At 62.6% G+C, this 25,197-nt stretch carries 25 protein-coding genes; 12 read left to right on the plus strand and 13 right to left on the minus strand.

Features of this window, described 5'->3' with window-relative positions:
• Positions 1 to 35 precede the first annotated feature (35 nt).
• The 12 genes from OF122_RS19225 to trxA all read left to right on the plus strand — a co-directional run bounded on the left by OF122_RS19225 (position 36) and on the right by trxA (position 16,026).
• Positions 36 to 1,823 carry a sensor histidine kinase gene (locus tag OF122_RS19225; RefSeq protein ID WP_264225778.1) on the plus strand — a complete coding sequence of 596 codons (1,788 nt, stop codon included), beginning with the start codon at positions 36 to 38 and terminating at the stop codon, positions 1,821 to 1,823.
• Positions 1,820 to 2,287, plus strand: a complete 468-nt coding sequence (locus tag OF122_RS19230) for an HPr kinase/phosphorylase (protein WP_264225779.1) — start codon at positions 1,820 to 1,822, stop codon at positions 2,285 to 2,287. Before OF122_RS19225 ends, OF122_RS19230 begins: the two co-directional genes overlap by 4 nt.
• A 112-nt stretch (positions 2,288 to 2,399) precedes the next feature.
• Complete coding sequence (locus tag OF122_RS19235) at positions 2,400 to 2,798, plus strand: PTS sugar transporter subunit IIA (RefSeq protein ID WP_264225780.1); 399 nt, start codon at positions 2,400 to 2,402, stop codon at positions 2,796 to 2,798.
• Complete coding sequence (locus OF122_RS19240) at positions 2,795 to 3,112, plus strand: HPr family phosphocarrier protein (protein ID WP_264225781.1); 318 nt, start codon at positions 2,795 to 2,797, stop codon at positions 3,110 to 3,112. The genes OF122_RS19235 and OF122_RS19240 overlap by 4 nt, the downstream gene beginning before the upstream one ends.
• Before the next feature lie 36 nt (positions 3,113 to 3,148).
• Complete coding sequence (locus OF122_RS19245) at positions 3,149 to 3,676, plus strand: DUF2937 family protein (protein WP_264225782.1); 528 nt, start codon at positions 3,149 to 3,151, stop codon at positions 3,674 to 3,676.
• Between the two features lie 99 nt (positions 3,677 to 3,775).
• Entirely contained in the window at positions 3,776 to 5,176 is a 1,401-nt protein-coding gene (gene ahcY / locus OF122_RS19250; protein ID WP_264225783.1) for an adenosylhomocysteinase, read from the plus strand.
• Between the two features lie 243 nt (positions 5,177 to 5,419).
• Positions 5,420 to 7,891 (plus strand): sensor histidine kinase, encoded by a 2,472-nt coding sequence (locus OF122_RS19255; protein WP_264225784.1) that lies wholly within the window; start codon positions 5,420 to 5,422, stop codon positions 7,889 to 7,891.
• 4 nt (positions 7,892 to 7,895) lie between these two features.
• Positions 7,896 to 8,366 carry a tRNA (adenosine(37)-N6)-threonylcarbamoyltransferase complex ATPase subunit type 1 TsaE gene (gene tsaE, locus OF122_RS19260; protein ID WP_264225785.1) on the plus strand — a complete coding sequence of 157 codons (471 nt, stop codon included), beginning with the start codon at positions 7,896 to 7,898 and terminating at the stop codon, positions 8,364 to 8,366.
• A 3-nt stretch (positions 8,367 to 8,369) separates the two neighbouring features.
• A complete protein-coding gene (locus OF122_RS19265) occupies positions 8,370 to 9,113 on the plus strand; it encodes a nucleotidyltransferase family protein (RefSeq protein WP_264225786.1) in 744 nt (247 codons plus the stop codon).
• A complete protein-coding gene (addB, locus tag OF122_RS19270; RefSeq protein ID WP_264227713.1) occupies positions 9,113 to 12,184 on the plus strand; it encodes a double-strand break repair protein AddB in 3,072 nt (1,023 codons plus the stop codon). Before OF122_RS19265 ends, addB begins: the two co-directional genes overlap by 1 nt.
• Positions 12,181 to 15,594: a double-strand break repair helicase AddA gene (gene addA / locus OF122_RS19275; RefSeq protein WP_264225787.1), complete on the plus strand. Its 3,414-nt coding sequence runs from the start codon at positions 12,181 to 12,183 to the stop codon at positions 15,592 to 15,594. Before addB ends, addA begins: the two co-directional genes overlap by 4 nt.
• 108 nt (positions 15,595 to 15,702) lie before the next feature.
• Positions 15,703 to 16,026, plus strand: coding sequence for a thioredoxin (gene trxA, locus OF122_RS19280; protein ID WP_264225788.1), 324 nt, complete (start codon positions 15,703 to 15,705; stop codon positions 16,024 to 16,026).
• 194 nt (positions 16,027 to 16,220) lie between these two features.
• Here trxA and OF122_RS19285 read toward each other — a convergent pair whose 3' ends face one another.
• The 13 genes from OF122_RS19285 to OF122_RS19345 all read right to left on the minus strand — a co-directional run bounded on the left by OF122_RS19285 (position 16,221) and on the right by OF122_RS19345 (position 25,164).
• The gene (locus OF122_RS19285) at positions 16,221 to 17,513 is read right to left on the minus strand and encodes a bifunctional folylpolyglutamate synthase/dihydrofolate synthase (RefSeq protein WP_264225789.1); all 1,293 of its coding nucleotides are present in this window, start codon (positions 17,511 to 17,513) and stop codon (positions 16,221 to 16,223) included.
• A 27-nt stretch (positions 17,514 to 17,540) separates the two neighbouring features.
• Positions 17,541 to 18,533 (minus strand): acetyl-CoA carboxylase, carboxyltransferase subunit beta, encoded by a 993-nt coding sequence (accD, locus tag OF122_RS19290; protein WP_264225790.1) that lies wholly within the window; start codon positions 18,531 to 18,533, stop codon positions 17,541 to 17,543.
• 73 nt (positions 18,534 to 18,606) lie between these two features.
• Positions 18,607 to 19,434, minus strand: coding sequence for a tryptophan synthase subunit alpha (gene trpA, locus OF122_RS19295; RefSeq protein ID WP_264225791.1), 828 nt, complete (start codon positions 19,432 to 19,434; stop codon positions 18,607 to 18,609).
• Between the two features lie 134 nt (positions 19,435 to 19,568).
• Positions 19,569 to 19,751 (minus strand): hypothetical protein, encoded by a 183-nt coding sequence (locus OF122_RS19300; protein WP_264225792.1) that lies wholly within the window; start codon positions 19,749 to 19,751, stop codon positions 19,569 to 19,571.
• A 190-nt stretch (positions 19,752 to 19,941) separates the two neighbouring features.
• Positions 19,942 to 20,361: an SRPBCC family protein gene (locus OF122_RS19305; RefSeq protein ID WP_264225793.1), complete on the minus strand. Its 420-nt coding sequence runs from the start codon at positions 20,359 to 20,361 to the stop codon at positions 19,942 to 19,944.
• 10 nt (positions 20,362 to 20,371) lie between these two features.
• Positions 20,372 to 20,803 (minus strand): DUF1801 domain-containing protein, encoded by a 432-nt coding sequence (locus tag OF122_RS19310; protein ID WP_264225794.1) that lies wholly within the window; start codon positions 20,801 to 20,803, stop codon positions 20,372 to 20,374.
• Positions 20,804 to 20,813: 10 nt separating this feature from the next.
• Positions 20,814 to 21,233, minus strand: a complete 420-nt coding sequence (locus OF122_RS19315) for a DUF1801 domain-containing protein (RefSeq protein ID WP_264225795.1) — start codon at positions 21,231 to 21,233, stop codon at positions 20,814 to 20,816.
• Between the two features lie 4 nt (positions 21,234 to 21,237).
• Positions 21,238 to 21,468: a hypothetical protein gene (locus OF122_RS19320; RefSeq protein ID WP_264225796.1), complete on the minus strand. Its 231-nt coding sequence runs from the start codon at positions 21,466 to 21,468 to the stop codon at positions 21,238 to 21,240.
• Complete coding sequence (locus OF122_RS19325; protein ID WP_264225797.1) at positions 21,465 to 21,788, minus strand: ArsR/SmtB family transcription factor; 324 nt, start codon at positions 21,786 to 21,788, stop codon at positions 21,465 to 21,467. Before OF122_RS19325 ends, OF122_RS19320 begins: the two co-directional genes overlap by 4 nt.
• 697 nt (positions 21,789 to 22,485) lie before the next feature.
• Positions 22,486 to 23,706 carry a tryptophan synthase subunit beta gene (gene trpB / locus OF122_RS19330; protein WP_264225798.1) on the minus strand — a complete coding sequence of 407 codons (1,221 nt, stop codon included), beginning with the start codon at positions 23,704 to 23,706 and terminating at the stop codon, positions 22,486 to 22,488.
• Positions 23,707 to 23,717: 11 nt separating this feature from the next.
• A complete protein-coding gene (locus OF122_RS19335) occupies positions 23,718 to 24,365 on the minus strand; it encodes a phosphoribosylanthranilate isomerase (RefSeq protein ID WP_264225799.1) in 648 nt (215 codons plus the stop codon).
• Positions 24,365 to 24,715, minus strand: coding sequence for a lipopolysaccharide assembly protein LapA domain-containing protein (locus OF122_RS19340; protein ID WP_264225800.1), 351 nt, complete (start codon positions 24,713 to 24,715; stop codon positions 24,365 to 24,367). The genes OF122_RS19335 and OF122_RS19340 overlap by 1 nt, the downstream gene beginning before the upstream one ends.
• A 167-nt stretch (positions 24,716 to 24,882) precedes the next feature.
• The gene (locus tag OF122_RS19345) at positions 24,883 to 25,164 is read right to left on the minus strand and encodes an integration host factor subunit beta (RefSeq protein ID WP_264225801.1); all 282 of its coding nucleotides are present in this window, start codon (positions 25,162 to 25,164) and stop codon (positions 24,883 to 24,885) included.
• Positions 25,165 to 25,197: the final 33 nt, after the last annotated feature.

A 25,197-nucleotide genomic window follows, 5' to 3' on the forward strand; every position in this document is an offset into this window, starting at 1 on the left:
ACAATGCCTTCGGCATTTGTTTGAAGGCGCTCCAATTGGACGCAGGCGAAACCATTTCAGGATCGGCCCCCTCATCGAAGGGGGAAGAAAAGGCCAAGGCCGCCCAGGCACGCCAGGCGGCCCGGCAGCCGCTTTTGCGCGCGCTGTTTGCGTTTTTCCGCGGCGTGGGGCGCCTGGTCAACTTCACGTTCTTTTCGTCCCTCACCCGCCGGATCGTGATCCTCAACCTGGTGGCCCTGGCGGTTCTGGTTGCCGGGATCATGTATCTCAACACCTTCAGGGCCGGACTGATCGACGTGCGCGTCTCAGCGCTCAGGGTGCAGGGGGAAATCATTTCCGCGGCTGTCGCGGCATCGGCAACCGCCAACTCCGATCAGATTACTGTCAATCCCGACAGGCTGCTTGAGCTCTATATGGGGGATTTTCCCTCGTCCTATACGCTATTTGATCCGGCGCTCGAATTTCCCATTAGCCCCGAACGGGTGGCGCCGCTGCTGCGAAACCTCGTGACCCCCACGCGTACGCGCGCCCGGATCTACGATCGGGACGGGCTGATGATTCTCGATTCCAACAATATCTATGCCAGCGGGGAAATCCTGCGCTCCACGAGCACGCAGGAGAGCCCGCAATCGCAGCCGTTCTTTTTTGGCATCTGGAACTGGTTCGGGCGGCTTTGGCGGGGCGGGGAATATCCGGTCTATCAGGATTATCCGGCCCATGAAGGGCTGCGCTATCCCGAGGTCGCGTCCGCGCTCAACGGGTCGCCGGCCGATATCGTGCGGGTGGACGCGCGCGGGCAATTGGTGGTGTCTGTGGCCGTTCCCGTGCAGCGTCAGCGCTCGGTGGTGGGCGCGCTGCTGCTATCCACCAGTCCGGGGGAGATCGATGCCATCGTTGCCCAGGAGCGCTGGTCGATCCTGCGGCTTGCGCTGGTGGCGGCGCTGGTAACGGGCACACTTTCGGCGCTGATGGCGGGCACGATTGCCGGGCCGATGCGGCGGCTCTCGGCGGCGGCCGAGCGGGTGCAAAGCTCGATGAAGGCCCGGGCGGAAATCCCCGACTATACCGACCGGTCCGACGAGATCGGGCATTTGTCAGGCTCGCTGCGCGCCATGACCAACGCGCTTTACAACCGTATCGAAGCGATCGAGCGGTTTGCGGCCGATGTGGCCCATGAGCTGAAAAATCCCCTGACCTCGCTGCGCAGCGCCGTGGAAACCCTGCCACTTGCCAAGACCGAAAAGGACAGAAAGCGGCTTGCCGACATCATCCAGCATGACGTGCGCCGTCTCGACCGCCTGATCTCGGATATTTCCAACGCCAGCCGGATCGATGCGGAGCTGGCGCGCGAAAACACCGAAACGGTCCATCTGGGTGAACTGGCAGCCGCCATCGTTTCGATCCAGGCCGATCTGGCCGCCAATCGGAACGTGTCGGTCGAACTCAAGATCGAAGACAGCAAGTATGCGCCGCTGGTCAAGGGACACGACACGCGGCTGGCGCAGGTCTTTACCAATCTGATCGACAATGCTGTATCCTTTTCGCCCGATCGCGGCACCGTGACGGTCCGCATCACCACCGATGCCGAAAACGTCGTTGCGCAGGTGGAAGATCAGGGGCCTGGACTGGGAGACGCTGAAAAGGTGTTCCAGCGATTTTACACCGACCGGCCCGAAGGCGAGAGCTTTGGCGACCATTCGGGGCTGGGGCTGTCGATTTCGCGCCAGATCGCCCAGGCCCATCAGGGTACGCTTGACGCAGGCAACCAAAGCAAGGCAACTGGAGCGGTGTTTACCCTCACCCTACCCAGAGCTAAAACTTGAGCGCAGAAAAGCACAACGCCCACGGCACCGGTATCCTGATCGGCCATCACGGCATTCTTCTGACCGGCGTTTCGGGCGCGGGCAAATCGCTTCTGGCGCTCGACCTGCTCGAACAGGCGCGGTTGCGGGGGGAAACGGCGCTGCTGATTTCCGATGACCGGGTGGTGCTGTCCACCGATGAGGACGGGCTGATCATGGAAGCGCCCGACACCATCGAGGGCATGATCGAATTGCGCGGGCGCGGCATCATCACGTTGCCCTTTGCCAAAAAGGCGCATGTCCATCTGGTCGTCGATCTCGTGGAAGAAGAAGAGCGCCTGCTCGAGGAATCGGCACTGACCACGAAGATCCAAGGAATCTGGGTGCCACGCTGTCCGGTGCCACGGCGCGGGCGGATCGACGGGCTGCACCAGCGGTTTCTGGTTCATGCCGCGTTAAGGGCGCTTGGCGCAAATCTGCAATAAGACCGGCAAACCCTACTCTCTTGGGAAAGCCGACCGAAAAGACTTGAAACCCGCGCCGAGCCGATCAAGACTTCGCCCGGTTGCGCGGACAGAAAAAGGTAGCGAAGCGATCATGATGGGCTTGGTCCTCGTGACCCATGGCAGGCTTGCCGAAGAGTTCCGTTCGGCGCTCGAACACGTCGTGGGCCCCCAGGACGGGATTGCTGCGGTTTCCATCGGTCCGGACGACGACATGGAGGGACGGCGACAGGACATCATTGCCGCTGTTGAATCGGTCGATACCGGGGACGGAGTGGTGATCCTGACCGACATGTTCGGGGGTACGCCATCCAACCTTGCCATTTCGGTTATGCAGGATCGCGACATCGAGGTGCTGGCCGGATTGAACCTGCCCATGCTGGTCAAGCTGGCGCGGATCCGGCCGGAAATGGCGATGCGTGACGCGGTGCGCCTTGCAGCAGAGGCCGGGCGTAAATACATTAACGTCGCCAACGACGTTTTGGGAAAATGAGCACAACAGTTACCGAGCCGGGAAAGGCCGTGTGCCAGCGGCTGACCATTTGCAACAAGCGCGGCCTGCATGCGCGGGCTTCGGCGCGCTTTGTGCGTACCGCCGACCATTTCGACGCGCAGGTCAGCGTGACACGCGACGGGGTGACCGTAGGCGGCACCTCGATCATGGGGCTGATGATGCTGGCGGCAGGGCCCGGATCGACAATTTTGGTCCAGGCGACGGGCAATCAGGCCCGTGAGGCTGTCGAAGCGCTTACCGAACTGGTTACATGCGGGTTCGATGAGGACCAGGACGGCGAAGGGGGCGCCTGACGGCACTTTCATGGCCGGCGAAAGGAAGCCCGATCGATGCTCAAGCGCATTGTCTGCCTGATCGGCGCCGCTCTTGGCGGCGTGACGCTGTCCCAAGCTCCTGAATACACACAGCAATATACCCAACGCCTGGCCGGTGCCGTTGACGAGTTGACGACGATCATCGACCAGTTCGATGCCGATGCCGCCCGGTTCGGGCTGACCCGGCAGGAGGGACTGGAGCGCTATCAGGCCAGTGCCGACGGATTTTTGTCCGAGCGGGGCATTTCCATGCAAGCCGTGTTCGAACGCCACGCGCGGCTGACCACGCAACTGACAGACCTGCGCCAGGCGCCGGCCGGAACACAACTCTTTGAGATGGCGCGCTATTTCGACACCGAAGTTGGTGCCGCGGCGCTCGAGGATTTTGAACCTGCCGTACCACTGACGGTCGTCGGGCTCGCCTATGTGATCGTGGGGCTGGCTCTGGGTTTCGCGGTGTTCTGGGTGCTGGCCAGCCTGCTTGGCGCGCCGTTTCGCCGGCGGCGCAGCCGGGTCAAGATCAGCCGGGCCGGGCGGACATAGGGATATAAAACTTTCTTTATATCCCGGTTGCCGGACCCCATGTCTCTCGGATATAAACGGGCCACGCTTTTTTCAGTATCAGACGTGGAGATCGGGCCGATGAGCGCCGCATCCAATTACGCCGTTAAGGACATCTCGCTGGCTCCCTATGGCCGCAAGGAAATCGGGATGGCCGAGATCGAAATGCCGGGCCTTATGGCCATCCGCGCCGAATATGCGGCGAGCCAGCCGTTGAAGGGCGCGCGCATTGCCGGCTCGCTCCATATGACCATCCAGACAGCCGTGCTGATCGAAACGCTGGTGGCGCTGGGTGCCGAAGTGCGCTGGGCTTCGTGCAACATCTTTTCGACCCAGGACCATGCGGCCGCAGCGATTGCCGAAGCAGGCATTCCGGTGTTTGCCCATAAGGGCGAAACGCTGGCCGAATACTGGGACTTCGCCGATCGCATTCTCGATTGGGGCAATGGCGACGTCGCCAACATGATCCTCGACGATGGCGGGGACGCAACTATGCTGGTGCTGATCGGCTCGCGCGCCGAGACCGATCCTTCGGTTCTGGCCAACCCTTCCAACGAGGAAGAAGAAGAGCTCTTCAAGGTCATCAAGCGCCGTCTGGAACGCGAGCCGGGCTTTTATTCCAAGTGCCGCGCGTCGATCAAAGGTGTTTCGGAAGAAACCACGACTGGTGTGATGCGGCTGTATCAGCTTCAGGAAAAGGGTGACTTGCCCTTCCCAGCCATCAACGTCAACGACAGCGTGACGAAATCGAAGTTCGACAACAAATATGGCTGCCGGGAATCGCTTGTGGACGCCATTCGTCGGGGTACCGACGTTATGATGGCCGGCAAGGTGGCGATAGTTTGCGGTTATGGCGATGTGGGCAAGGGTTCGGCTGAATCCCTGCGCGGCGCCGGCGCCCGCGTCCTGGTGACCGAGGTCGATCCGATCTGCGCGCTGCAGGCTGCGATGGACGGCTATGAGGTTGTGACGCTCGAAGACGCGATTGAACGCGCCGATATCGTTGTGACCGCGACCGGCAACAAGGACGTTCTGACCATCGACCATATGCGCCGGGTCAAGAACATGGCGATCGTTTGCAATATCGGGCATTTCGACAACGAGATTCAGGTCGCCGCGCTGCGGAATCTTAAATGGACCAACGTCAAGCCGCAGGTTGATATCGTCGAATTTCCCGACGACAAGAGGATGATCCTGCTTTCAGAAGGGCGTCTTGTGAACCTCGGCAATGCGACCGGACATCCCTCGTTTGTGATGAGCGCATCGTTTTCCAACCAGACGTTGGCCCAGATCGAATTGTGGACCAAGGGCGGCGACTACGAAAACAAGGTCTATGTGCTGCCCAAGCATCTCGACGAGAAGGTCGCGAGCCTGCATCTGGCAAAACTTGGTGCAAAGCTGACGACGCTATCGGCGGCACAGGCCGACTATATCGGGGTTCCTCAGGCGGGGCCGTTCAAGGCCGATCATTACCGCTACTAAGGCGGCCGCGTTAACCTTTATGACCTGACCAGGGGCGCTTCGGCGCCCCTTTCGTTAACCTTTTGGGGAACAAATCAGGATCAGAAGGACCTCTCGGGAGTGTGCAAGCCCTAAGTTATCCACGGGTCGTCAGTTTGACTCTTTTTCGCGATTCGCGGCGCGGTTATGGTTAACTGATTCGGGGGGCTGTCCAGCCACCTCAGGGGCAGTCAAGGCAAATCATTGAGCAAGAGGGCATCAGGAATGCAGCCGGCGGGATTCCGGAAACTTACGGGATTCGTATCCGTTGGCGTCGCGGGCGCAGCACTTCTTGCCGCCTCCCCTGCCCTTGCCGCACCTTTTGCAGCCACCGCCATATCAGGCGCCGCACCCTATACGATGGCGCTGGGCGCCGCCGGATTCGGCCTGGTCGCTACGCTTTTGGCGCTCAAATGGCGACGGGAAGCCGAAGCCGCGCAGCTAGACGCTGGTGAAAAGCTGGGCGCGATGCGCGCCGCACTCGATGAGTTCGAGGGACTTCTGGCCGGCATGCCCGAAGTCACAATCATCTGGCGCGATACGGGGATCGAACCTTCGGTCATCGGGCCGATCAACACCCTTCTGCCAGGAGAAAACCGGCCGCACGCAGTGCTCGAATTCCGCTCCTGGCTCGAAGTCGAAGCGGCCCGTGCGCTGGCGGCGCGACTGACAGATCTGCGGATCGAAGGGCGGGTGTTTGAAACATCGGTCACCGCTCGCGACGGGCGGATCATCCGGGCCACCGGACGGCTGGTGGGCGGCGCGGCCGTCGTGCGGCTGCGGCCATCGGGCGCCAATGTCGAACCCCCGCTCAAGGGCGCGGACCTCACCCGCCTGCCCTCCCCCGCCGAGGCGCAGGCGATCCTTGCAAATCTCACCATCCCGGCCTGGCTGCGCGACAAGGACGGGCTGCTGATCTATACAAATGCCGCCTATCTCCATTTCACCCGCACGCTTGGCCTGAAGGGTGAGCGCGGGACGGCTCCGGACATTTTCGACGCCCAGACCCGCGAGCGACATTTGAAGGCCATCGAGGATGCCGCCGATACGATTGCCTTTACCGAAGAGCACGCGTTGGCGGGCGGGCTCGAACTTGTGCTGTTTCCGCTTTCTGGTGGCAGCGCGGGCTATTGCTATCTGCCGGTGGCGCGAGCCAAACCGGCCGAGACGGAGAACGCCGAACCCGATCTGGGACATCTGACCACGGTGATCGATGCGCTGGCGACGCCGATTGCGGTGTTCGACAAACGCCAGCAACTGACCCATTATAACACCGCCTATGCCAATTTCTGGGGGCTGGACACCGCCTGGCTCAACACAGAACCCAATGAAAAGGCGATCCTGGATAAATTGCGCACCCAGGGGGCGCTACCGGCCGAGACCGATTATCGCGACTGGCGCGGCAAGCACCTGATGAGCTACGCGCTGACCGCGCCGCGCGAGGTGCCCTGGTATCTGCCGGACGGGCGCTGCGCCAATGTGATCGCGGCACCGGCCACCGGCACCGGCGGGGTCATCTATGTCTTTGAGGACATGACCGAGCGCCTGGCACTGGAAACCCGGCACAACGCGTTGATGCACGTACAGCGCGAGACGCTGAACGCTTTGACAGAGGGCGTTGCGGTGTTCGGGACCAACGGGCGGCTCAAACTGCACAATCCGCGGCTCTCGATGCTGTGGAAACTGCCCATGAACACGCTGGGCGGCCACCCCCATATCGACGATATCGCACGGGCCTGCGCCGAGGCGTTTCCCGAGGACGGGCGGCGCATCTGGGGGGACCTGAAACAGCGGATCATCGACCTCAACCCGACGCGATCCGACACCAAGGGGCGGATCACCCGCGCCGATGGGCGGTTGCTCGACTATGCGGTTGTGCGGCTGCCCGACGGGCAGACCATGATGACGTTTGTGGACGTTTCGGAAAGCGCCAATTACGAGCGGGTCCTTAAGGAGCGCAACGAAGCACTGATTGCGGCGGATCGGCTCAAAGATACCTTCGTTCAGAATGTTTCGTATGAGTTGCGCTCGCCTTTGACCAATATCATCGGTTTTGCCGATCTTCTGGCCTCGGGTGAAGTGGGCCCGCTTTCAGACAAGCAGCGTGCCTATACCGATTATATCCGCGCTTCGAGCGCCAATCTGGGCCTGCTGATCGACAACATTTTGGACCTGGCGACGGTCGATGCGGGGATTGCCCAGCTCAATCCCGAAGTGCTCGACATTGCTACCCTGATCGACAAGGCTCGGGCAGGGCTCGATGCAACGTTTACCGGTGGCGAGGAAAAGGTCGATCTGGCGGTCGAGATAGAGGATGATCTGCCGACATTTGTTGCGGATGGCACGCGGATCGTTCAGGTGCTTTATAATCTGTTGTCCAACGCGGCGCGGTTTTCCGATCCCGGTTCGCAGGTGCGGCTCAAGGTATCCTCACGCGGCAATGAGCGGATCGCCTTTGCGGTCGAGGATGACGGGGTCGGCATACCCGAGGATGTGCGCAATGCGATGTTCCAGCGCTTCGAGGGGCAGTCGGTCGAGGGCCGTCAGCGGGGCGCCGGACTGGGGCTGGCGATCGTCAAGACCTTCGTAAACCTGCATGGCGGATCGGTTCTGATCGAGGGCCGCCAGCCGCGCGGCACGCGGGTGACGGTAATCATTCCGTCCAACACCGCGCTAGCCCAGAACGCGGGCGAATAGGGTCATGATCGCGCTGTTCGCGCCCGATGCGGCAGCGACCGACGCCATCGGGGCGGCGATTGCCGCGCATCTTTTTCCCGGAGATATCGTAACGCTCGAAGGCGATCTAGGGGCCGGCAAGACGGCGCTGGCACGGGCCATCATCAGGGCGCGGCTGGGAGAGCCCGACCTGGAGGTGCCCTCGCCCACCTTTGCCATCGTCCAGCCCTATAGCGGCATCGTCCATGCCGATCTTTATCGGCTGGCCGATGAATCGGAAATCGACGAACTGGGGCTGATCGAGGACGTGGGCGACATTGTGCTTGTCGAGTGGCCCGAGCGCGCGCTTTCGCTTATGCGGCGACCCGGGCTGGGAGTTGCCATCGGCATGGGAGAGCAAGGGGCCGGGCGCGTTTTGAGTGTTACGGCCCGGGGCCGTGAGCTCGGGGGGCTGGCCGATGCGCTTGCGCCGTGGCGCGCCGAGGAGACACAATAGGCCATGAGCGATTCTTTTCCCGTACCACCCATAGCCATGCCCGACGTGATGCTGCTTGCCGCGGGGCTGGGCACGCGCATGCGGCCCCTGACCTTCGAGCGGCCCAAGGCGCTGATAGAGGTGGCGGGCAAGCCGCTGATCGATCACGCCATTGATGCGGCTCTGGCCGAAGGGTGCACGCGGTTCGTGGTCAATGCTCATCACAAGGCCGAAATGATTGCCACCCATTTTGCGCGGCTCGAAAGCGCCCTGCCCGATCTGGGATTTGCGGTGAGCCATGAAAGGGACCGGCTGCTCGATACGGGTGGCGGGCTGCGCAAGGCATTGCCGCTGATGACGTCAGATCCGGTGCTGGCACTCAATACCGATACGTTCTGGCTGCCGGACAGCGATACCCCGATTGCGCGGATGCTGGCATGTTATGGGGCGGGCGGGGCCGATACCGTTCTGCTTTGCGTGGCGCCCGACAAGGCATCGGGGTTTCGCAAGGGTGCCGACTATCTGATGGACGCGGACGGGTGGCTTTCCAAAACGCATGGGCGACCGATGGTCTATGCCGGTGCCGCGCTGATTTCGCGCGAATTGGCGGCGACGGGGCCCGAAGTGCCGTTTTCGCTCTACCGGCATTTTGAAACCGCGCGCGAGGCGGGGCGACTGCGGGGCGTCGAAATCGCCGCGCCATGGTTTCATGTCGGCGACCGCCAGGCGCTCGTGCGCACCGAGCAGGATATCGGCGCGCTCGTGTGATGGCGCGGTCGGGCAACATTTTTTCCATCGCTCCGCACGCGCCGTTTCTCGATACGCTGGCTGACGCGATCATCGAGGGGCGGATTGCGCCGGGCTGGCGGCGCGAGGGACCGTTCTGGCTTTCGGACTTCACGATCTATCTGCCAACGCGCCGCGCTGCCAACACGCTGTCGCGCATTTTGGCCGACCGGCTGGGCGACGCGCCCATGCTGTTGGCTGACATACGGCCGCTGGGTGGGGACGATCCGAGCCAGGAGCCGTTCATTCCGCCCTATGAGCCCGTGGAGCTACCGGGCGCCATCAACCGGTTCAAGCGGCGTCTGCTGCTGGCCGAAATCATCGAACGCTGGCTGGCGGTGACGGGCGAGGGTGCATTTTCGGCGCCGGGTTTGGGTGGGGCTTCCGGGGCGCCCAATGGGGCTGAGATCTTTGCACTGGCCGATTCGCTGGGCACGCTGATCGATGATTTTACGATTGCGCGGCGCGATCCGCGTTCGCTCAAAAGCATCGAGAGCGAGCACTTGCCGGCCCAATGGCAAGAGCATCTCGATTTCGTGACCTTCGTTCTGGACGCCTGGCCGCAGATCCTGGCCGGCGAAGGCGAGATGGAGGGGGCGGAACGCACCAATATCCTGCTCGAGCGCAAGGCGGCATCTCTTGCGCTGGTGCATGGGGACAGGCCAGTGGTGGTTGCGGGATCGACGGGTTCGATCCCGGCCACGGCGGACCTGATCGCTTCGGTGGCAAAGCTGGCCAATGGAGCCGTGGTTCTGGCCGGACTCGATACGGGAATCGATGGGGAAACGCTTTCAGCTCTTTCCGATCCGGGGCGCAATCCGCATGGGCATCCGCAATACGGGCTGGCGCGCTTGCTCAAGCGGGTCGGCACGCTGCCCGAGGCGGTGACCGAGCTGGCGCCCGACGAGGCGCCGCGCACAAAAATTTTAAATGCGGCGCTGGGGCTGCCTGACGCCACCGCGCAATGGCAGGCGGTTGCGCAAGGTCTGGGCACAGAGCTGCAGGCAGGCACGGAGGGGCTGTCGCTCCTCGTGGCGCGCACGCCCGAGGAGGAGGCGCGGGCCATTGCCATTTGCGTCCATGACGCGCTGGAACAGAACAAATCCGTGGCGATCATTGCGCCCGACCAGACGCTGGCGCGGCGGATTTGCGCGGAACTGGCGCGGTTTGGCGTGTCGCTCGATGATGCGGCGGGGACACCCTTGCTTTTGTCGCGCGCCGGGCGACTGGTGCGGCAGGCGGTTTCGGTTCTGGCCAATGGCCTGAACGCCGTCGATATCATGGCGCTGCTGCGCAATCGGCACGTGACGCTGGGACTGGGGCGCGGGAGCGTGGCGCCGGCCAGCCAATGGCTCGATCTGGGTGTGTTGCGTGGGCAAAGGCCCCTGCCCGGCTTTGCCGGCTTGCGGCGCGCCGTCGCTGAAAATCTCGACGGCACGACCAAGCGCCCCGCGCTGAAGCTGGATGCGGACAAGGCACAGGGGGTTCTTGCGCTGATCGATGCGCTGGAGACCGCGCTGGCACCGCTGGCCGGGCTCATGGCGCGGGACGGGTTTGCGGCGAGCGACGTTGCGGCGGTGCTCGGCGAGACGATCGGCAACCTGAGGGACGTACCGCAGGGCGAAAAAATCGCGCCGTTGGAGGGCGAGGACGAGCTGGCCCGCTGGATCGAGCTGGCGGCTCGGCAGGGCGGGCGCGGGCCAAGACTTTCGGGCGGCGGGCTTGCCTTTGCGCTGGAGGGGCTGATGGCTGGCCAGAGCGTGCGGCCGCGCCAGCCCGATGCCGAGGATGTGCAATTGTTCGGGCGTCTGGAAGCGCGGCTAATGCGGGCTGACCGGGTGATTCTGGCCGGGATGATCGAAACGGTATGGCCTGAAGTGGCAGATCCGGGGCCGTGGATGAGCCGGGGCATGCGGCTGGCCGCAGGGCTGGAGCCGCCCGAAAAGCTGCATGGGCTGGCGGCGCATGATTTTCTAATGGCGGCGGGTGGACCCGAGGTGGTGTTTACCCTGCCCGAGCGGGCGGGAACCTCGCCCGCCAATCCCTCGCGGCTTATCCAGCGGCTCGAAGCCTTTGTGGGGCCCCAGATCAACAAGACGATGCAGGAGCGCGGCGCGGTCTGGGTGGAGATGGCGCGGCGGCTTGATGCAACCGGGCTGCCGCCGCAACCGGCGGGGCGGCCCGCGCCAAGACCGCCCGCAGATGTGCGTCCGCGAAAACTGTCGATCACCGAGGCGGAAACGCTGTTGCGGTCGCCCTATGACCTTTATGCGCGGCACGTTCTGGGGCTAAAGCGCATCGATCCCCTGGGCGCCGACCCCGACCACGCCGAGCGCGGCACGCTGATCCACGACATTTTAGGCGATTTCCTGACCGAAGGGCACGACCCGGCTGATGCCGACGCGTTCGAGGCGATCATGGCAATCGCCCAGGAGCGCTATGGGCGGCTCGATGCCATTCCGGCGCGGCGCGATATCTGGCTGGCACGGTTTGGCGCGATTGCGCGGGCGTTTCTCGATTTCGAGCGAGGCAGGCCGCAGATCGCGGCGCGGATGGCGGAAATTTCCGGCAGGATCGAATTGCCGCTGAGCGATCCGCCATTCGTGCTTTCGGGGCGGGCCGACCGGATCGACAGAACGAGGAGCGGGGGGCTCGAAATCATCGATTTCAAGACCGGGCAGGCCCCAGCGCCCAAGGAAATGAAACAGTTTTTCGCCCCGCAACTGCCGCTCGAAGCGCATATGGCGCGAGTTGGTGGCTTTGTCGGCGCGGAGGGCCAGACCGAGGCGATGGCGTTCATCAAGCTTTCGCATGGGCCCAAGGCGCTCGAAATCACGCAATACGCCGCACCGGACGGGATGAGCCTTTCTGAAGCGATCGAAACCACCTTCTCGCTGTTCCAGAACCACGTGGCCGCGATGCTGCTACGTGACGATTTTCCGATGACGGCGCGGGTTCTGCCCAAGCCCGGCCAGCGCTTTAAGGGCGATTACGACCATCTGGCGCGCACCGAGGAATGGACGCTGCTCGATGGCGGTGAGGAGGGCGAATGAGCGAGGAAATCCTTTCCGTTCCATTCGACACCACCGCCAAGCAGGCGCGGGTGGCCGAGCCGCGGGCCAACGCCTGGGTTTCGGCCAATGCAGGGTCGGGCAAGACCTATGTGCTCGCTCGCCGGGTGCTCCGGCTGCTGCTCGACGGCGCGCAGCCCGAAGCCATCCTGTGCCTGACCTATACCAAGGCGGCGGCCGCCGAAATGCGGCACCGGGTAACGGGAATTCTGGCGGTATGGGCGCGGGCCGATGAAGCCGAGCTTGAACGCGAGCTGGCCGTACTGTTGGGGCAGCGGCCGAGCCCGAACGAAAAGCTGCGGGCGCGGAGCCTTTTCGCCCATGCACTCGACACGCCGGGCGGGCTCAAGATCAACACCATCCACGCCTTTTGCGAGGCGGTTTTGCAGCGCTTTCCGCGCGAGGCTGGCGTGCCGGTCAATTTCACCGTCATCGAGGAGGCGGACGCCACGGCGCTGTTGCGCGAGGCGCGCGAGGGGGTGATCGCCGAGGGGCTCAAAGCAGAAGGGCCGGTTGGCGCGGCGGTGCGGGCGCTGTTTAACGCTCTGAGCGACAGTCAGATCGAAACCGCCATTGCCCAATGCCTAGCCAACAATCGCAAGCTGGGGCCGATCCTTGCCGATCCCGAGCAGGCGATTGCGGCAATGCGGGGCAGCATGGGGGTGGGGCCGGGCGAAACAATCGAAGCGTTCAATCGCGGCGTCGTGGACGGGATGCTGGTTTCGACCGGCGAATATTCCGTGATCTGGTCGCTGACGCCACCCGGCGTTGCCAAGCGGGCCGGATTCGAGGACAAGCTCGAACGGATCGACCGGGCAGCACCCACCGCAGCCCAGCTTTTCGCCGCTTATCTGACGGCGGCGGGGACGGCGCCCAAGCGGGGATTTCCGGCCAAGGCCATTGCAGCTTCCATGCCCGAACTGGCCGAGCGGCTGGCGGCCGAGGCCGAGCGGCTCGAAGCGCTGTTTGAAAAATCGAAAGCGCTGACCATTGCCGAGAACAGCGCGGCGCTGACAAGGGTGCTGGCGGCGATCCTCAAGCGTTATGAGACCAAAAAGCGGGCGCGTTCGCTTATGGATTTCGACGATCTGGTGGCGCGCACTGCAGCTCTGCTCGGCGACAGGGGCATGGGCGAATGGGTGCGCTACAAGCTCGATGCGGGGATCGACCACATCCTTGTCGATGAAAGCCAGGACACCAATCCCGAACAGTGGGCGGTGATCGACGCTCTGGTCGACGATTATTTTTCCGGTGCAGGGGCGGCACAAAAGCCCAAGACGATCTTTGCGGTGGGCGACCCCAAGCAATCGATCTATTCGTTTCAGGGGGCCGAGCCAAAACTGTTTCTGGACAAGGGGCGCGCGCTGGCAGCGGCAGCCAAGGCGGCGGGGCGCGACTGGTACGGGGAAACGCTGGAAACCAGTTTCCGTACGCTTGGTGAAATCCTCAATGGCGTGGACAAGGTGTTCAACCGGCCCGATATCGCTGCGTCGCTTTTGACCGAAACGGTCCGGCACGAGGCGGCGCGGACGCGAAAGGGGGGGCGGATCGAAATCTGGCCGGTGATCGAGAACCCCCACAGCCCCGATATCCCCGAGGCATGGCCGACAGCGCCCGTGGAAAGCCTTGCGGCAGCGCCGCGGCAATTGGCCAACAAGATTGCCGATACCATTGCCGGCTGGATCGAAAGCCGGGCGCCGATCGGGCCGGGAGGCAGGGCGATAAGGCCCGAGGACATTCTGATCCTCGTTCAGAAACGCAAGGGAATTTTTCCCGAGATCGTGCGGGCGTTAAAGCAGCGCAATATCGTCAGCCCCGGCGCCGACCGGCTGCCGGTTTCGGCCCATATCGCCATTGACGATCTTTTGGGGCTTGCCGATTTTCTGCTCAATCCGGCCGACGATCTGACACTGGCGGCAATCCTGCGCTCGCCACTGTTTTCGATTTCCGAGGATGAGTTGTTCACGCTGGCCCATGGGCGCGGACCGATGAGCTTGTTCGAGCGGTTGGCGAGCAGCGAACTGGAGGCGGCGCAGACCGCATTTGAACGCTTGAGCGGACTGCGGCAGCGGCTCGATTTCGACCGGCCCTACGAGTTTTTCGCGCATGTGCTTTACGGGCAGGACGGGCTGAAACAGTTTCACGCGCGGCTGGGCGAGGAAGTGGACGAGGTGATCGCCGAATTTTTAGATCTGGCGCTTGAGCACGAGACATCCGACCAGCCCTCACTGACCGGGTTCGTTGCCGCAATGCGGGCGTCCGATATCGTGATCAAGCGCGATCTGGTGGCCAAGGCGGCGGGCGTTCGGGTGATGACCGTGCATGGGGCAAAGGGGCTCGAGGCGCCGGTGGTGATTTTGGCCGATGCCGCAACCAAGCCTCGGGCGGTATCCGACTGCGTCTTTTTCGGCACCCATGATGGCGATGCGTTTCTGCTCTATTGTCCAAGCAAGGATCATCATTGCGAGGCCTCGCGGCCGCTGCGGGCCGAGGTGGAAGCACGCAATATCGCCGAATACTGGCGCAATCTCTATGTGGGGATGACGCGGGCCGAAGAGGCGCTCCATATCGCGGGCACGCTCGACAGCCGCACCAAGGTTGAGGAAACCTGGTTCGGCGCGGTTTCGGACGCGCTGGAGGACGAGAGCGCCACGATATCGGACCATCGGGGCGAGGTGTTGCGGTTTCCGGCTCTGGAACCGGAAGAATTGACGGGCGGGAACACGAGCGATGATTTGCGTGCCTCAATCCAACCGCTGACGCTGGGGCGAGCGCAGAGACGCAAGGGATTGCCGATCATCACCCCATCGCGGCACGATGAGATGTGGGTGCCGTCGGGACTGGAGACGGTGGCGGAAAGACTACTCGATGCGCGTGGGGCGCGGATGCGGGGCATCGCGTTGCATGCCCTGCTGCAGTATTTGAGTGCCGTACCTCAGGACCGGCAGGCAGCTGTGGCGCTGAGCGCGGCGCACACGCTTTTGCCCGACGATCCCGAGCTTGCCGGGCCGGTGGCAGAGCGGGGGCTGGCGATCCTCTCCGACCCGGCTTTGGCCGGGCTGTTCGGGGCCGACAGCCGGGCAGAGGTGCCGTTTTCACTCAAAGTGCTGCAGGGCGGCGCCGAGGCGCGGCTGGAGGGGCGGATCGACCGGCTGGTTGTCGGGGAAAGCGTTCTGGTGGTCGATTACAAATCCGACGCCGGCGTGCCGGGCGGGCCCGAGGCGGTCTCGGCGGGGTATGCGCGCCAGTTGGCGCTGTACCGGCTGGCCGCGCAGCGACTGTTTTCGGGCAAAAGGATTGAGGCGGCTATCCTGTGGACGGAAAATTCGCGCCTGATGAGCATTCCTCCCGAATTGCTTGACGCGGCAGCGGGCGACGTCACGGTGCTGTGAGAAGGTCACCTCACGGGGAGGCTTGAACTGGCTTCCGACTCTGCCTAGCTATAGTGTAACGTAATTTCCAAAGGTCCATATGTGGGGCCTGATAGTAAAGGTAGTGCCATGACCGGACACGTTACAGACGCCAATTTCTCCACAGAAGTTCTGGGCTCGAAAGAGCCTGTGCTCGTTGATTTCTGGGCGGAATGGTGTGGTCCTTGCCGGGCGATCGCCCCGATCCTCGAAGAGATTTCGGGCGAAATGGCAGGCAAGGTCAAGATCGTCAAACTCAATGTCGACGAAAACCCCGGCGTTGCCGCGCAATATGGTGTGCGCTCGATCCCGACCATGATTTTGTTCAAGGGCGGTGAAGCCGCCGACATCAAGGTTGGCGCAGGCACGCCCAAGGCGGGGCTTGTCAAATGGCTCGAAGGCCACGCCGCCTAGGCATGGTCAGGTGAGGGCTGGCTGCAAACGCGGGTTTTCTGCGCTTCCGGTACTCACGTACAAAAGTACGCTCCGTTCCGGTTCTCGAAAGCCCCCGTTTTCGCACAGCCCTGACCTGCCCTGAGACTCAACAAGAATTCTCGATTTCTCGCCTCTCCTTTCGTTTGGGCGAGACAGCAGAACGCCTCCAGCTTTCAGGTTGGAGGCGTTTTGTTTTGTTTGAGGACGGCGCCTGCAAGGTAGAGGGAGCCGCATATGACGATGCGGGCGCCTTCGAAATGGGCGGCGCGCTGCAGCGCGGCGGGGATCGAACGGGCGATGGTGGTTGGGATACCCCTGGCTTTGGGAAACCCCGCCAAGGCGCGGGCCGGCAGGGCGCCGGTTTCGCCGGGGATTGGGACCGTAAAGACGTGGCTGGTCATATCCGCCAGGGGCGCAAAGAAATTGGCGGCGTCCTTTGAGGCCATCATGCCGCACACCAGCACAAGCGGGGCCGGGCGGGCCTTGTTCATCTCCTTGAGCGCATTGGCGAGCACCTGAGCGCCAGCGGCGTTGTGGCCGCCATCGAGCCAGAGTTCCTGGCCCTCGGCGACATAGCCCGATAGCGCTCCGCGCAGCGGCATGAGGCGCGCGGGCCAGACGACCGAGCGCAGGCCGGTGGCGAGCTGGTTTTCATCCTCTACGAGGGAGAAATGGCGCATGGCGGCAAGGGCTAATGCCGCGTTGTCGACCTGATGAGCGCCGGCCAGGGCAGGGAGCGGCAGATCGAGTAGCCCGTCCTCGTCCTGATAGACAAGCTTGCCGCGCTGGGCGAATCCATCGAAATCGGCCCCGGCGGCGAAGGGTATGACGCCAAGCTTTTTGGCTTCGGTATCGATCACATCCATGGCCTCATCGGGCTGGCGGGCGACGACCAGCGGTGAGCCGGACTTGATGATGCCGGCCTTGGCGGAAGCGATCTCGGCGATGGTTTCGCCCAGAAACTGGGTGTGGTCCGACGAAATGGGCGTGATGATGGTGCCGAGAGGCTTATCGATCACATTGGTGGAATCGAACCGTCCGCCAAGACCCACTTCGAGCAGCAGGTAATCGGCGGGCACGCGGGAGAAGAGCAGGAAGGCGGCTGCCGTGGTGATCTCGAAAAAGGTGATCGGCTTGCCGCCATTGGCCTTCTCGCATTCTTCGAGCGCGGCGTTGAGCGCGCGCGAGGAGACGAGCTTTCCGGCCAGCCGAACCCGCTCGCGGAAGACGACGAGATGGGGGGAAGTATAGACGTGGACGCGCTTGCCCTGCGCTTCGAGCATGGCGCGCAGGAAGGCAATGGTTGAGCCCTTGCCGTTGGTGCCGGCCACGTGGATGACCGGCGGCAGCCGGTCCTGCGGACGGCCTATGGCCTCAAGCATGCGCTCGGTGCGCCCAAGCTCAAGATCGATGAGCTTGGGGTGGAGCGAGAGCAGCCGCTTCAATATCGCATCGGTGCGGGACACGGCCGTCCTGGGCTTTTGATTATGAAACTATTCGGCGTGGCCGGCGACCGGGGCGTTGGCAAGGAAATCGTCATCCCCATCGCCTTCGGCGGCGATCGCGACGTCACGCATGCTGACCGCCGCAGCAGCGGGGGTCGCGCTCTGGCGCGCGGCGGGAATGGCGTCGTTGGCCGGAGCCTTTGTCAGAAGGCCGATCAGCGAGCCGATTGTGGAACGCAGATTATGCCGGTGGACGACCATATCGACCATGCCGTGCTCGTAGAGATATTCGGAGCGCTGGAAACCCTTGGGGAGTTTCTCGCGGATGGTTGTCTCGATGACGCGGGCACCGGCAAAGCCAATAACCGCGCCGGGTTCGGCCAGATGCACGTCGCCCAGCATCGCGTAGGATGCGGTGACGCCACCGGTCGTGGGGTTGGTGAGAACCACGATATAGGGCAGGCCCGCTTCGCGCAGGCGCTGCACCGCAACGGTGGTGCGGGGCATCTGCATGAGCGAGAGAATGCCTTCCTGCATGCGGGCACCGCCCGACGCAGTAAACATGACAAAGGGCGTGTGCGCGACGAGAGCGGCTTCAAGACCGGTCACAATGGCAGAGCCGGCGGCCATGCCGAGCGACCCGCCCATGAAATCGAAATCCTGGACACCAACCGTTAGCTTGGAACCGTAAAGGTCGCCCTGGGCCACAAGCATGGCATCGTCGTTGCCGGTCTTGGTGCGATACTCTTTCAGTCGATCGGTATAGCGCTTTGTGTCGCGGAACTTCAGCGGATCCTGAGGGACCGAAGGCAACGAAAGCTTTGTATATTCGCCATCGTCAAAGAAGTTGTTCAGCCGGTCCGACGGCTTGATTTTCATGTGGTAGCCCGAATTGGGCACGACCCACTGATTGGCCTCGAGATCGCGATGGAACACCATTTCCCCGGTTTCGGGGCACTTCACCCAAAGATTGTCCTCGACCTCGCGGCGATTGAGGAAGGAGCGGATCTTGGGGCGAACGACGTTGTCGATCCAGTTCATTTTCTCTCGTCTCAGCTTTTCATTCGGGCGGAACGCGCTGCCCAAGATGTAGGAAGCAATTGTGGCAATACTATCAGCTTCTGGCGCTGCGCGCACCTTGTGACAATGTACGAACCAGATTGTGAACAGCCTGTGGAGTTCCAAGGCTGGCGCGGCCGTTTTCGAGCGATTTTTCGATCGCGGCAACCAGTGCCGAGCCGACGACAACGCCATCGGCATCCTTGCCGATCAGGGCGGCGTCTTCTGCGGATTTGATGCCGAAACCGACCGCTACGGGCAGGTCGGTGACCGATTTGATGCGATTGACCGCTTCGCCCACCGCGGCGCGGTTTTTAATCTCGGCGCCGGTGATGCCGGTCATCGAGACGTAATAGACAAAGCCCGAGGCGTTGTTGAGCACTGTCGGCAGGCGGTTTGCGTCGGTGGTGGGGGTGGTCAGGCGGATGAAGTTGAGGCCGGTTTTGAGCGCCGGGATGCACAATTCGTCATCTTCCTCGGCGGGGAGATCGACAACAATCAGGCCGTCGACGCCCGATCTTACGGCCTCGGCGATGAACTTTTCGACGCCGTAGATGTAGATGGGGTTGTAGTAACCCATCAGAACTATTGGGGTTTCGTCGTCATTCGCCCGGAAGCGGGCGACCATTTCAAGCGTCTTTTCAAGGCTCATGCCGGCGGCAAGGGCGCGCTGGCCGGCGAGCTGGATGGCGACGCCATCGGCCATGGGATCTGAAAACGGCATGCCCAGTTCGATCACATCGGCGCCCGCGGCCGGGAGCCCGGCGAGAATGGCGTCGGCGGTCGCCTCGTCGGGGTCTCCGGCCATGATGAACGAGACAAAAGCGGGGCGGTTTTCGGCCCGTGTCTTTTCAAACCGCTTGTCGATGCGCGAGGCGCCCATGAAATCTCCACGACGAAAAAGCCAATGTTTGCCGGGATAAAGGACAGGTTGGGGGTGCAAGTCAACTCCATCAATACAAAAGGCACCCGGCCGGAGGCGGGTGCCTTTTTGATGTCGACCGCGAAAGCGGCAGATTACTTGGAGTTGAACGCAGTATCGAAAGCGTGACGGGCCAGATCGGCGCGATTGAGACCGCGCGAGCGCAGTGCATCGTCGGACATGTTGGACAGATTGGAATAAAGGTTCGAGGCGTTGCGGGCGCGGCCCACGTCACCGAAAAAACCCGAGATGGAATCGAAAATCCGATTGCGTGCCATTGTTCAAATCTCCTGAAAGGTGCTTGATTTCTTGAGATTTAAATGCGCCTGCCGGTGGCAATAAACAAGCGCTCAATGGGTATTCCAGCCATGCACAAAGCGGGGGGCTGACGGCCAGTGGACACTCGGTGCACTTGGCCGCCACGCCCAAAGGACATTCAACTGAGGGCGAGCTGAATGTCGCTCTGTCTTACGCCTTGCCCTCGGCCAGCAGTTTTTCGATGTTGGTGAAGTTTTCTTCCCAGCCCCATTTGGCGCCGCCGATGGCCTGTTTCTGTTCGGGGCGGAAGCCGGTCTGCTCCATGCGCAGACGGGTGCCCGTGGCCGTGGCGGTGAGGGTGAAGACCACGACGCTTTCGAGCGCGTAGGCGGGATCGGAGTGGGGGTGGTTCCAGGTGTAGGAAAGGGTCTTTTCGGGCTCGATGGCCAGAACCTCGCATTCCACACCACCCCAATCGCCGCGCAGGGTGAAATTGTGCCCGATCTCGGGCTTGAAGTCGGTCTTCATCAGCCATTCCTCCATCAGATGGGGCTGGGTGAGGGCGCGCCATATCTTTTCGGGCGGAAAGGGGATTTCGCGTTCGACGGTGACGGTGATGGGTTCAGCCATGGTGGTGTCCTCAGTGCGACTTTTTGGTCCGGGCGGGTTTCTTTAAGGAATTGAGGGTTGCGGCGGCGGCAAAGAGCGCCTTTAAGGCCGCCTCGTCGATTTCCGCGTCCTCATGGATGTCGATGGCGCGGCGGGTGTTGCCATCGAGGCTCGAATTGAACAGGCCCTTGGGGTCGTCGAGCGATGCACCCTTGGCGAAGGTCAGTTTGACATAGGTCTTGTAGGTCTCGCCGGTGCAGATGATGCCGGCATGGGACCAGACCGGGGTGCCGCGCCATTTCCATTCCTCGAGAACTTCGGGGACGGCCTCATGGATGAGGGCGCGGACCCTGGCGAGGGTTTTTCCGCGCCAGTCGCCGAGATCGGCGATGCGGGCATCGATCAGCTCGGACGCGCTCGCGGTGGACGGAGCGGCCTGGGTGTCATTATCGGGTTTTGGCATTGGGTAAGTCTCACATTTTTTCGCCGGGCAGCTTGCTGGCCTGTTCGATCCATGAGGCGAACTGGTCCTCATCGAACCCCATGTCCTCATAGATATCGAGGTAGCGCACCGCCGGGTATTTCGAGGTGCCGGGCGGGGGCGGATCGAGGTCGCTGCCCTTAAAGAAGGTCACCTTCACGTATTTCGTCATGCAGTGGTAGGAGGTGAACCAATAGTCCTTTTCGACCCCGTAAAAGGGCGAGTTCCACTTGACCGCCTTTTGCACATCGGGAACCACGCGGGTGATAATGGCATCGAGGCGGCGCCCGATATCGCCCTTCCACCCCGGCATGGCGTCGAGATAGGCCCTGACGGGAGCCTCGCCATAGCCCTTGGGAATCTGGGGATTTCCGCCGGACAACAACACCGGCTTGCTTTCCGATTTGCTCATTGTGTCATGGGCTTTCGCTTGCGCGCCGCCCGCCGCGCCATTTGATGGCATAGGGTAGCACGAACAGGTAGAGCCCCGTAAAAAGCAACAGGAACAAGGGGATGAGGGCGAGCAAATAGACCCAGAAGGCCGGTTCTTCCCCACCGCCCAGGGCGATGAAATTGACGATGACGCCGAGCGTGAAGGCGATTGCCAGCCAGCGGTGACCCTGGCGGAACCATGCGCTGAGTTTCATTGATCCATCCTCCTTAGCAAATCTTCCAGATCGTCGAACCGGCTGTGCCAGAAGCCGGCCATCTGGCGGGTCCAGTCCGCCAGGGGGGCCAAGGCATCGATGCGGGCACTGTAATGGGTGTGGCGGCCCTCATGGCGATCGCTGACCAGGCCGGCCTGCCGCAGCACGCCCAGATGCTTTGAGACCACCGGCTGGGAGACGCCGGCGCCCTGGGTCAGCGCGCCGACCGTAAGCTCGCCGTTTTTGCACAGGCGCTCGAACAGGGCCCGGCGGGTCGGGTCGGCGAGAGTGCGAAACAGTACATCGGGGGTGGCGGACATCGATGACATATATCCCATTGGCTATGGGTTGACGTATAGCCAGGGAGGAATGGGTTCGTCAAGTGTTTTGTTTCTAGCCAGTGAAAGTAGCAAAGGGTGAGAAAGACGCATAGCTTTTGCGGCATGCATTTGCAGCGGCGCGGAGAGATGGACCCCGGGAATAAATCCCGGGGTGACAAGGGAGTGGTGAGGCGTTTGGGGAAGCGTCACAAGCGCTAGGGGTACTGGGTCCCGGGTCTTCGCCCGGGATGACGATGGGGAGGAGGCAAGGTGGTGATACTGTCGGCGCTCAGGGCCACCTTACCCGTATGGCTGCTCATCGCCATTCGAGCATAGCTCTCACGGCCTTCTCGCCTCCAATCGTGCAACTGGCGCGATTGGCAAGACGGCTCAAAGTCTCCCCCAAAGGGCGTCATGCTGAAGCGGCGCGGGGAGAGATCCGGAACATATCCCGGGGAGACAGGGGCCGAGGGGGCGTTGGGAAAGCGCGGGAAGTGTTCCGGGTTTCGGGACTCCATCCCGAATCCGGCCTTTTCCCACCTAGTCATCCTGGGCGAAGACCCGGGAACCAGTAAGCGGCAGAGTTGACGGTTCTGTCCTGGGCGCCGAGTGTACTGGACCCCGGCTCGATGGCCGGGGTGACAGCGTGGTGGTTTTGGCAAGGCAGGAGCCTTTGCCCCCGCAATGTCGATTGGTCTTAAAACACCATGCCCAGATGCTTGCCGACCGATTCGACGTCCTTGTCGCCGCGGCCGGAAAGGCAGAGGACGATGATTTCGTCCTTGGCCATTGTGGGGGCGAGCTTGATGACGTGAGCGAGGCCGTGGGCGCTTTCGAGCGCGGGGATGATGCCTTCGAACTTGGTGCAGGCCATGAAGGCGTCGAGCGCTTCGGCGTCGGTTATGGGCACATAGTTGACCCGGCCGCTGTCACGCAGGAAGGAATGTTCGGGGCCGACGCCGGGATAGTCCAGCCCGGCGGAAATCGAATGACCCTCGGTGATCTGGCCGTCCGCATCCTGCAAGAGATAGGTGCGGTTGCCGTGCAGCACGCCGGGGCGGCCGCCGGTCATGGACGCGGCGTGGCCGTTTTCGATATCGACCCCGTGTCCACCGGCCTCGGTGCCGAAAATCTTCACATTCGGCTCGTCGAGGAAATCGTGGAAGGTGCCGATGGCGTTGGACCCACCGCCGATGCAGGCGACCAGGGCATCGGGGAGGCGGCCCTCGGCCTTTATGATCTGGGTGCGGATTTCCTCGCCGATCACTTTTTGGAAGTCACGCACCATTTCAGGATAAGGATGCGGGCCGGCGGCCGTGCCGATCAGGTAATAGGTGGTGTCGACATTGGTGACCCAGTCGCGCAGCGCCTCGTTCATGGCGTCCTTGAGCGTACCGGCTCCGGCGGTGACCGGGCGGACCTCGGCGCCGAGCATTTTCATGCGCAAGACGTTGGGCATCTGGCGCTCCACATCGGTGGCGCCCATGAAGATGGTGCAGGGCAGGCCGAACCGGGCGCAGACCGTGGCCGTGGCCACGCCGTGCTGGCCGGCCCCGGTTTCGGCGATGATCCGGGTCTTGCCCATGCGCTTGGCAAGCAGGATCTGGCCGATGCAGTTGTTGAGCTTGTGGGAGCCCGTGTGGTTGAGGTCTTCGCGCTTGAAATAGATTTTCGCGCCGCCAAGCTCATTTGTCATGCGCTCGGCGAAATAGAGCGGGGAGGGACGGCCGGCGAAATGGGTGCGCAGATCGTCCATTTCAGCTAGGAATTCTTCATCGGCCTGGGCGGCGCGATAGGCCTTTTCCAGATCGAGGATCAAGGGCATCAGGGTCTCGGCCACGAAGCGCCCGCCATAAATGCCGAACTTGCCGTTCTCATCGGGTCCCTGACGCAGGGAATTGGCGTTTTGCTGGCTCATAGACCTAAACCTTATTGTGCCGCCGCCCGGGCGCTGGCGATGAACCGGGAAATCAACCCGGCGTCTTTTACGCCCTTTTCGCGCTCGACGCCCGAAGAAACATCGAGGCCGAAGGGTTTGAGGGTTTTGACAGCCCGGGCAACATTGTCGCTATCGAGCCCAGCGGAAAGCATGAAGCGGACCGACGGGTCAAGGGTTTCGAGCAGCGACCAATCAAACACCGTGCCCAGACCACCGGGGCGGGTGGCGCCTTTTGGCGGCCGTGCATCGAGGATCAGCCGGTCGGACACCGGGCGATAGGCGGGAACCTGGCGCACGTCGTTCTTATCGCCGATGGGCAGGGCCTTGATGATTTTCAGCCCCGAGCGCTCGCGGATATCGGCAACACGGCCCTTGGGTTCGGACCCGTGAAGCTGGAGCCATTGAGCGCCGGTTTCGACCGCGGCAGCGAGAGTATCGTTGTCGGGATCGACCAGCAGGATCACCGTTTCGATGCGGTCACCGGCCTGGGCGACAAGGGTGGCGATGGTATCGAACGGGAGGTGGCGCGGGCTTTTTTCGAAATGGACGAACCCCGCCATGTCGGCGCCTTGAGCGATGACATGATCGAGAATATCGGGGGTTTTGACCCCGCAGATCTTGATGATGGGCTGGTCCATCAGACCAATTCGTCCGTGGCGAGCAGCGCTGCGTCGGGCTGATGGGCCGGGGCGCGGCGGGAGCGATCGAGATCGGCTTTGAGCTTTTCGTTTTCGCGGCGCAGGCGGCGCTCCTCCTTGCGGTGCTGGCCCTGGGTGAACCAGACCGAAAGCCCGCCGAGCGAAATGCCGATGAACAGCACCGCATAGATCACCAGAAACAGCGGCACGCCAAAGCCTGGCGCAGCCTCATCGGGCGCGACAAGAGGATTGAAATTGACGGCGACCATATGCCGGTTGGCCAGGGCAAAAACCAGGACCACAAGGCACAGGGGCACGAGAACGAGCCAGCCGACGATGCGTTTGCGCATAGAAATGTCTATTCCATCTGTCGCGCAAGCGGAACGAAAGAGCCGCCGGCGCTGCCGGTTACTGGATCCCGGATCAAGTCCGGGATGACGACCGGGGAAGGGCCGTCCCTATCACCATTTTCGCAAGTGCGGGCGGCTTTGACAAACCGGATCGCTTCTGGGCGGTGTCAGCCGCCGTTGAGCCGCTCACGGATTTCCTTGCCGGCCTTGAATTGCGGCACGTATTTTTCGCCCACATCGACCTGTTCGCCGGTGCGCGGATTGCGGCCGATGCGGGCCGGGCGGTTCTTGACCGAAAACGCGCCGAAGCCGCGCAATTCGACCCGGTCGCCCCGGGCCAGCGCGTCACCGATCTCATCGAGGATGGCGTTGACGATGTTTTCGATATCGCGATGGAAAAGATGCGGGTTTTCCGCCGCGAGCTTTTCAATGAGTTCGGACTTTATCATGATCTATCGCACGCCCCCTGGCGCAGGTTCGGG

This window comes from Pelagibacterium flavum (genome assembly GCF_025854335.1).
GTDB lineage: Bacteria > Pseudomonadota > Alphaproteobacteria > Rhizobiales > Devosiaceae > Pelagibacterium > Pelagibacterium flavum.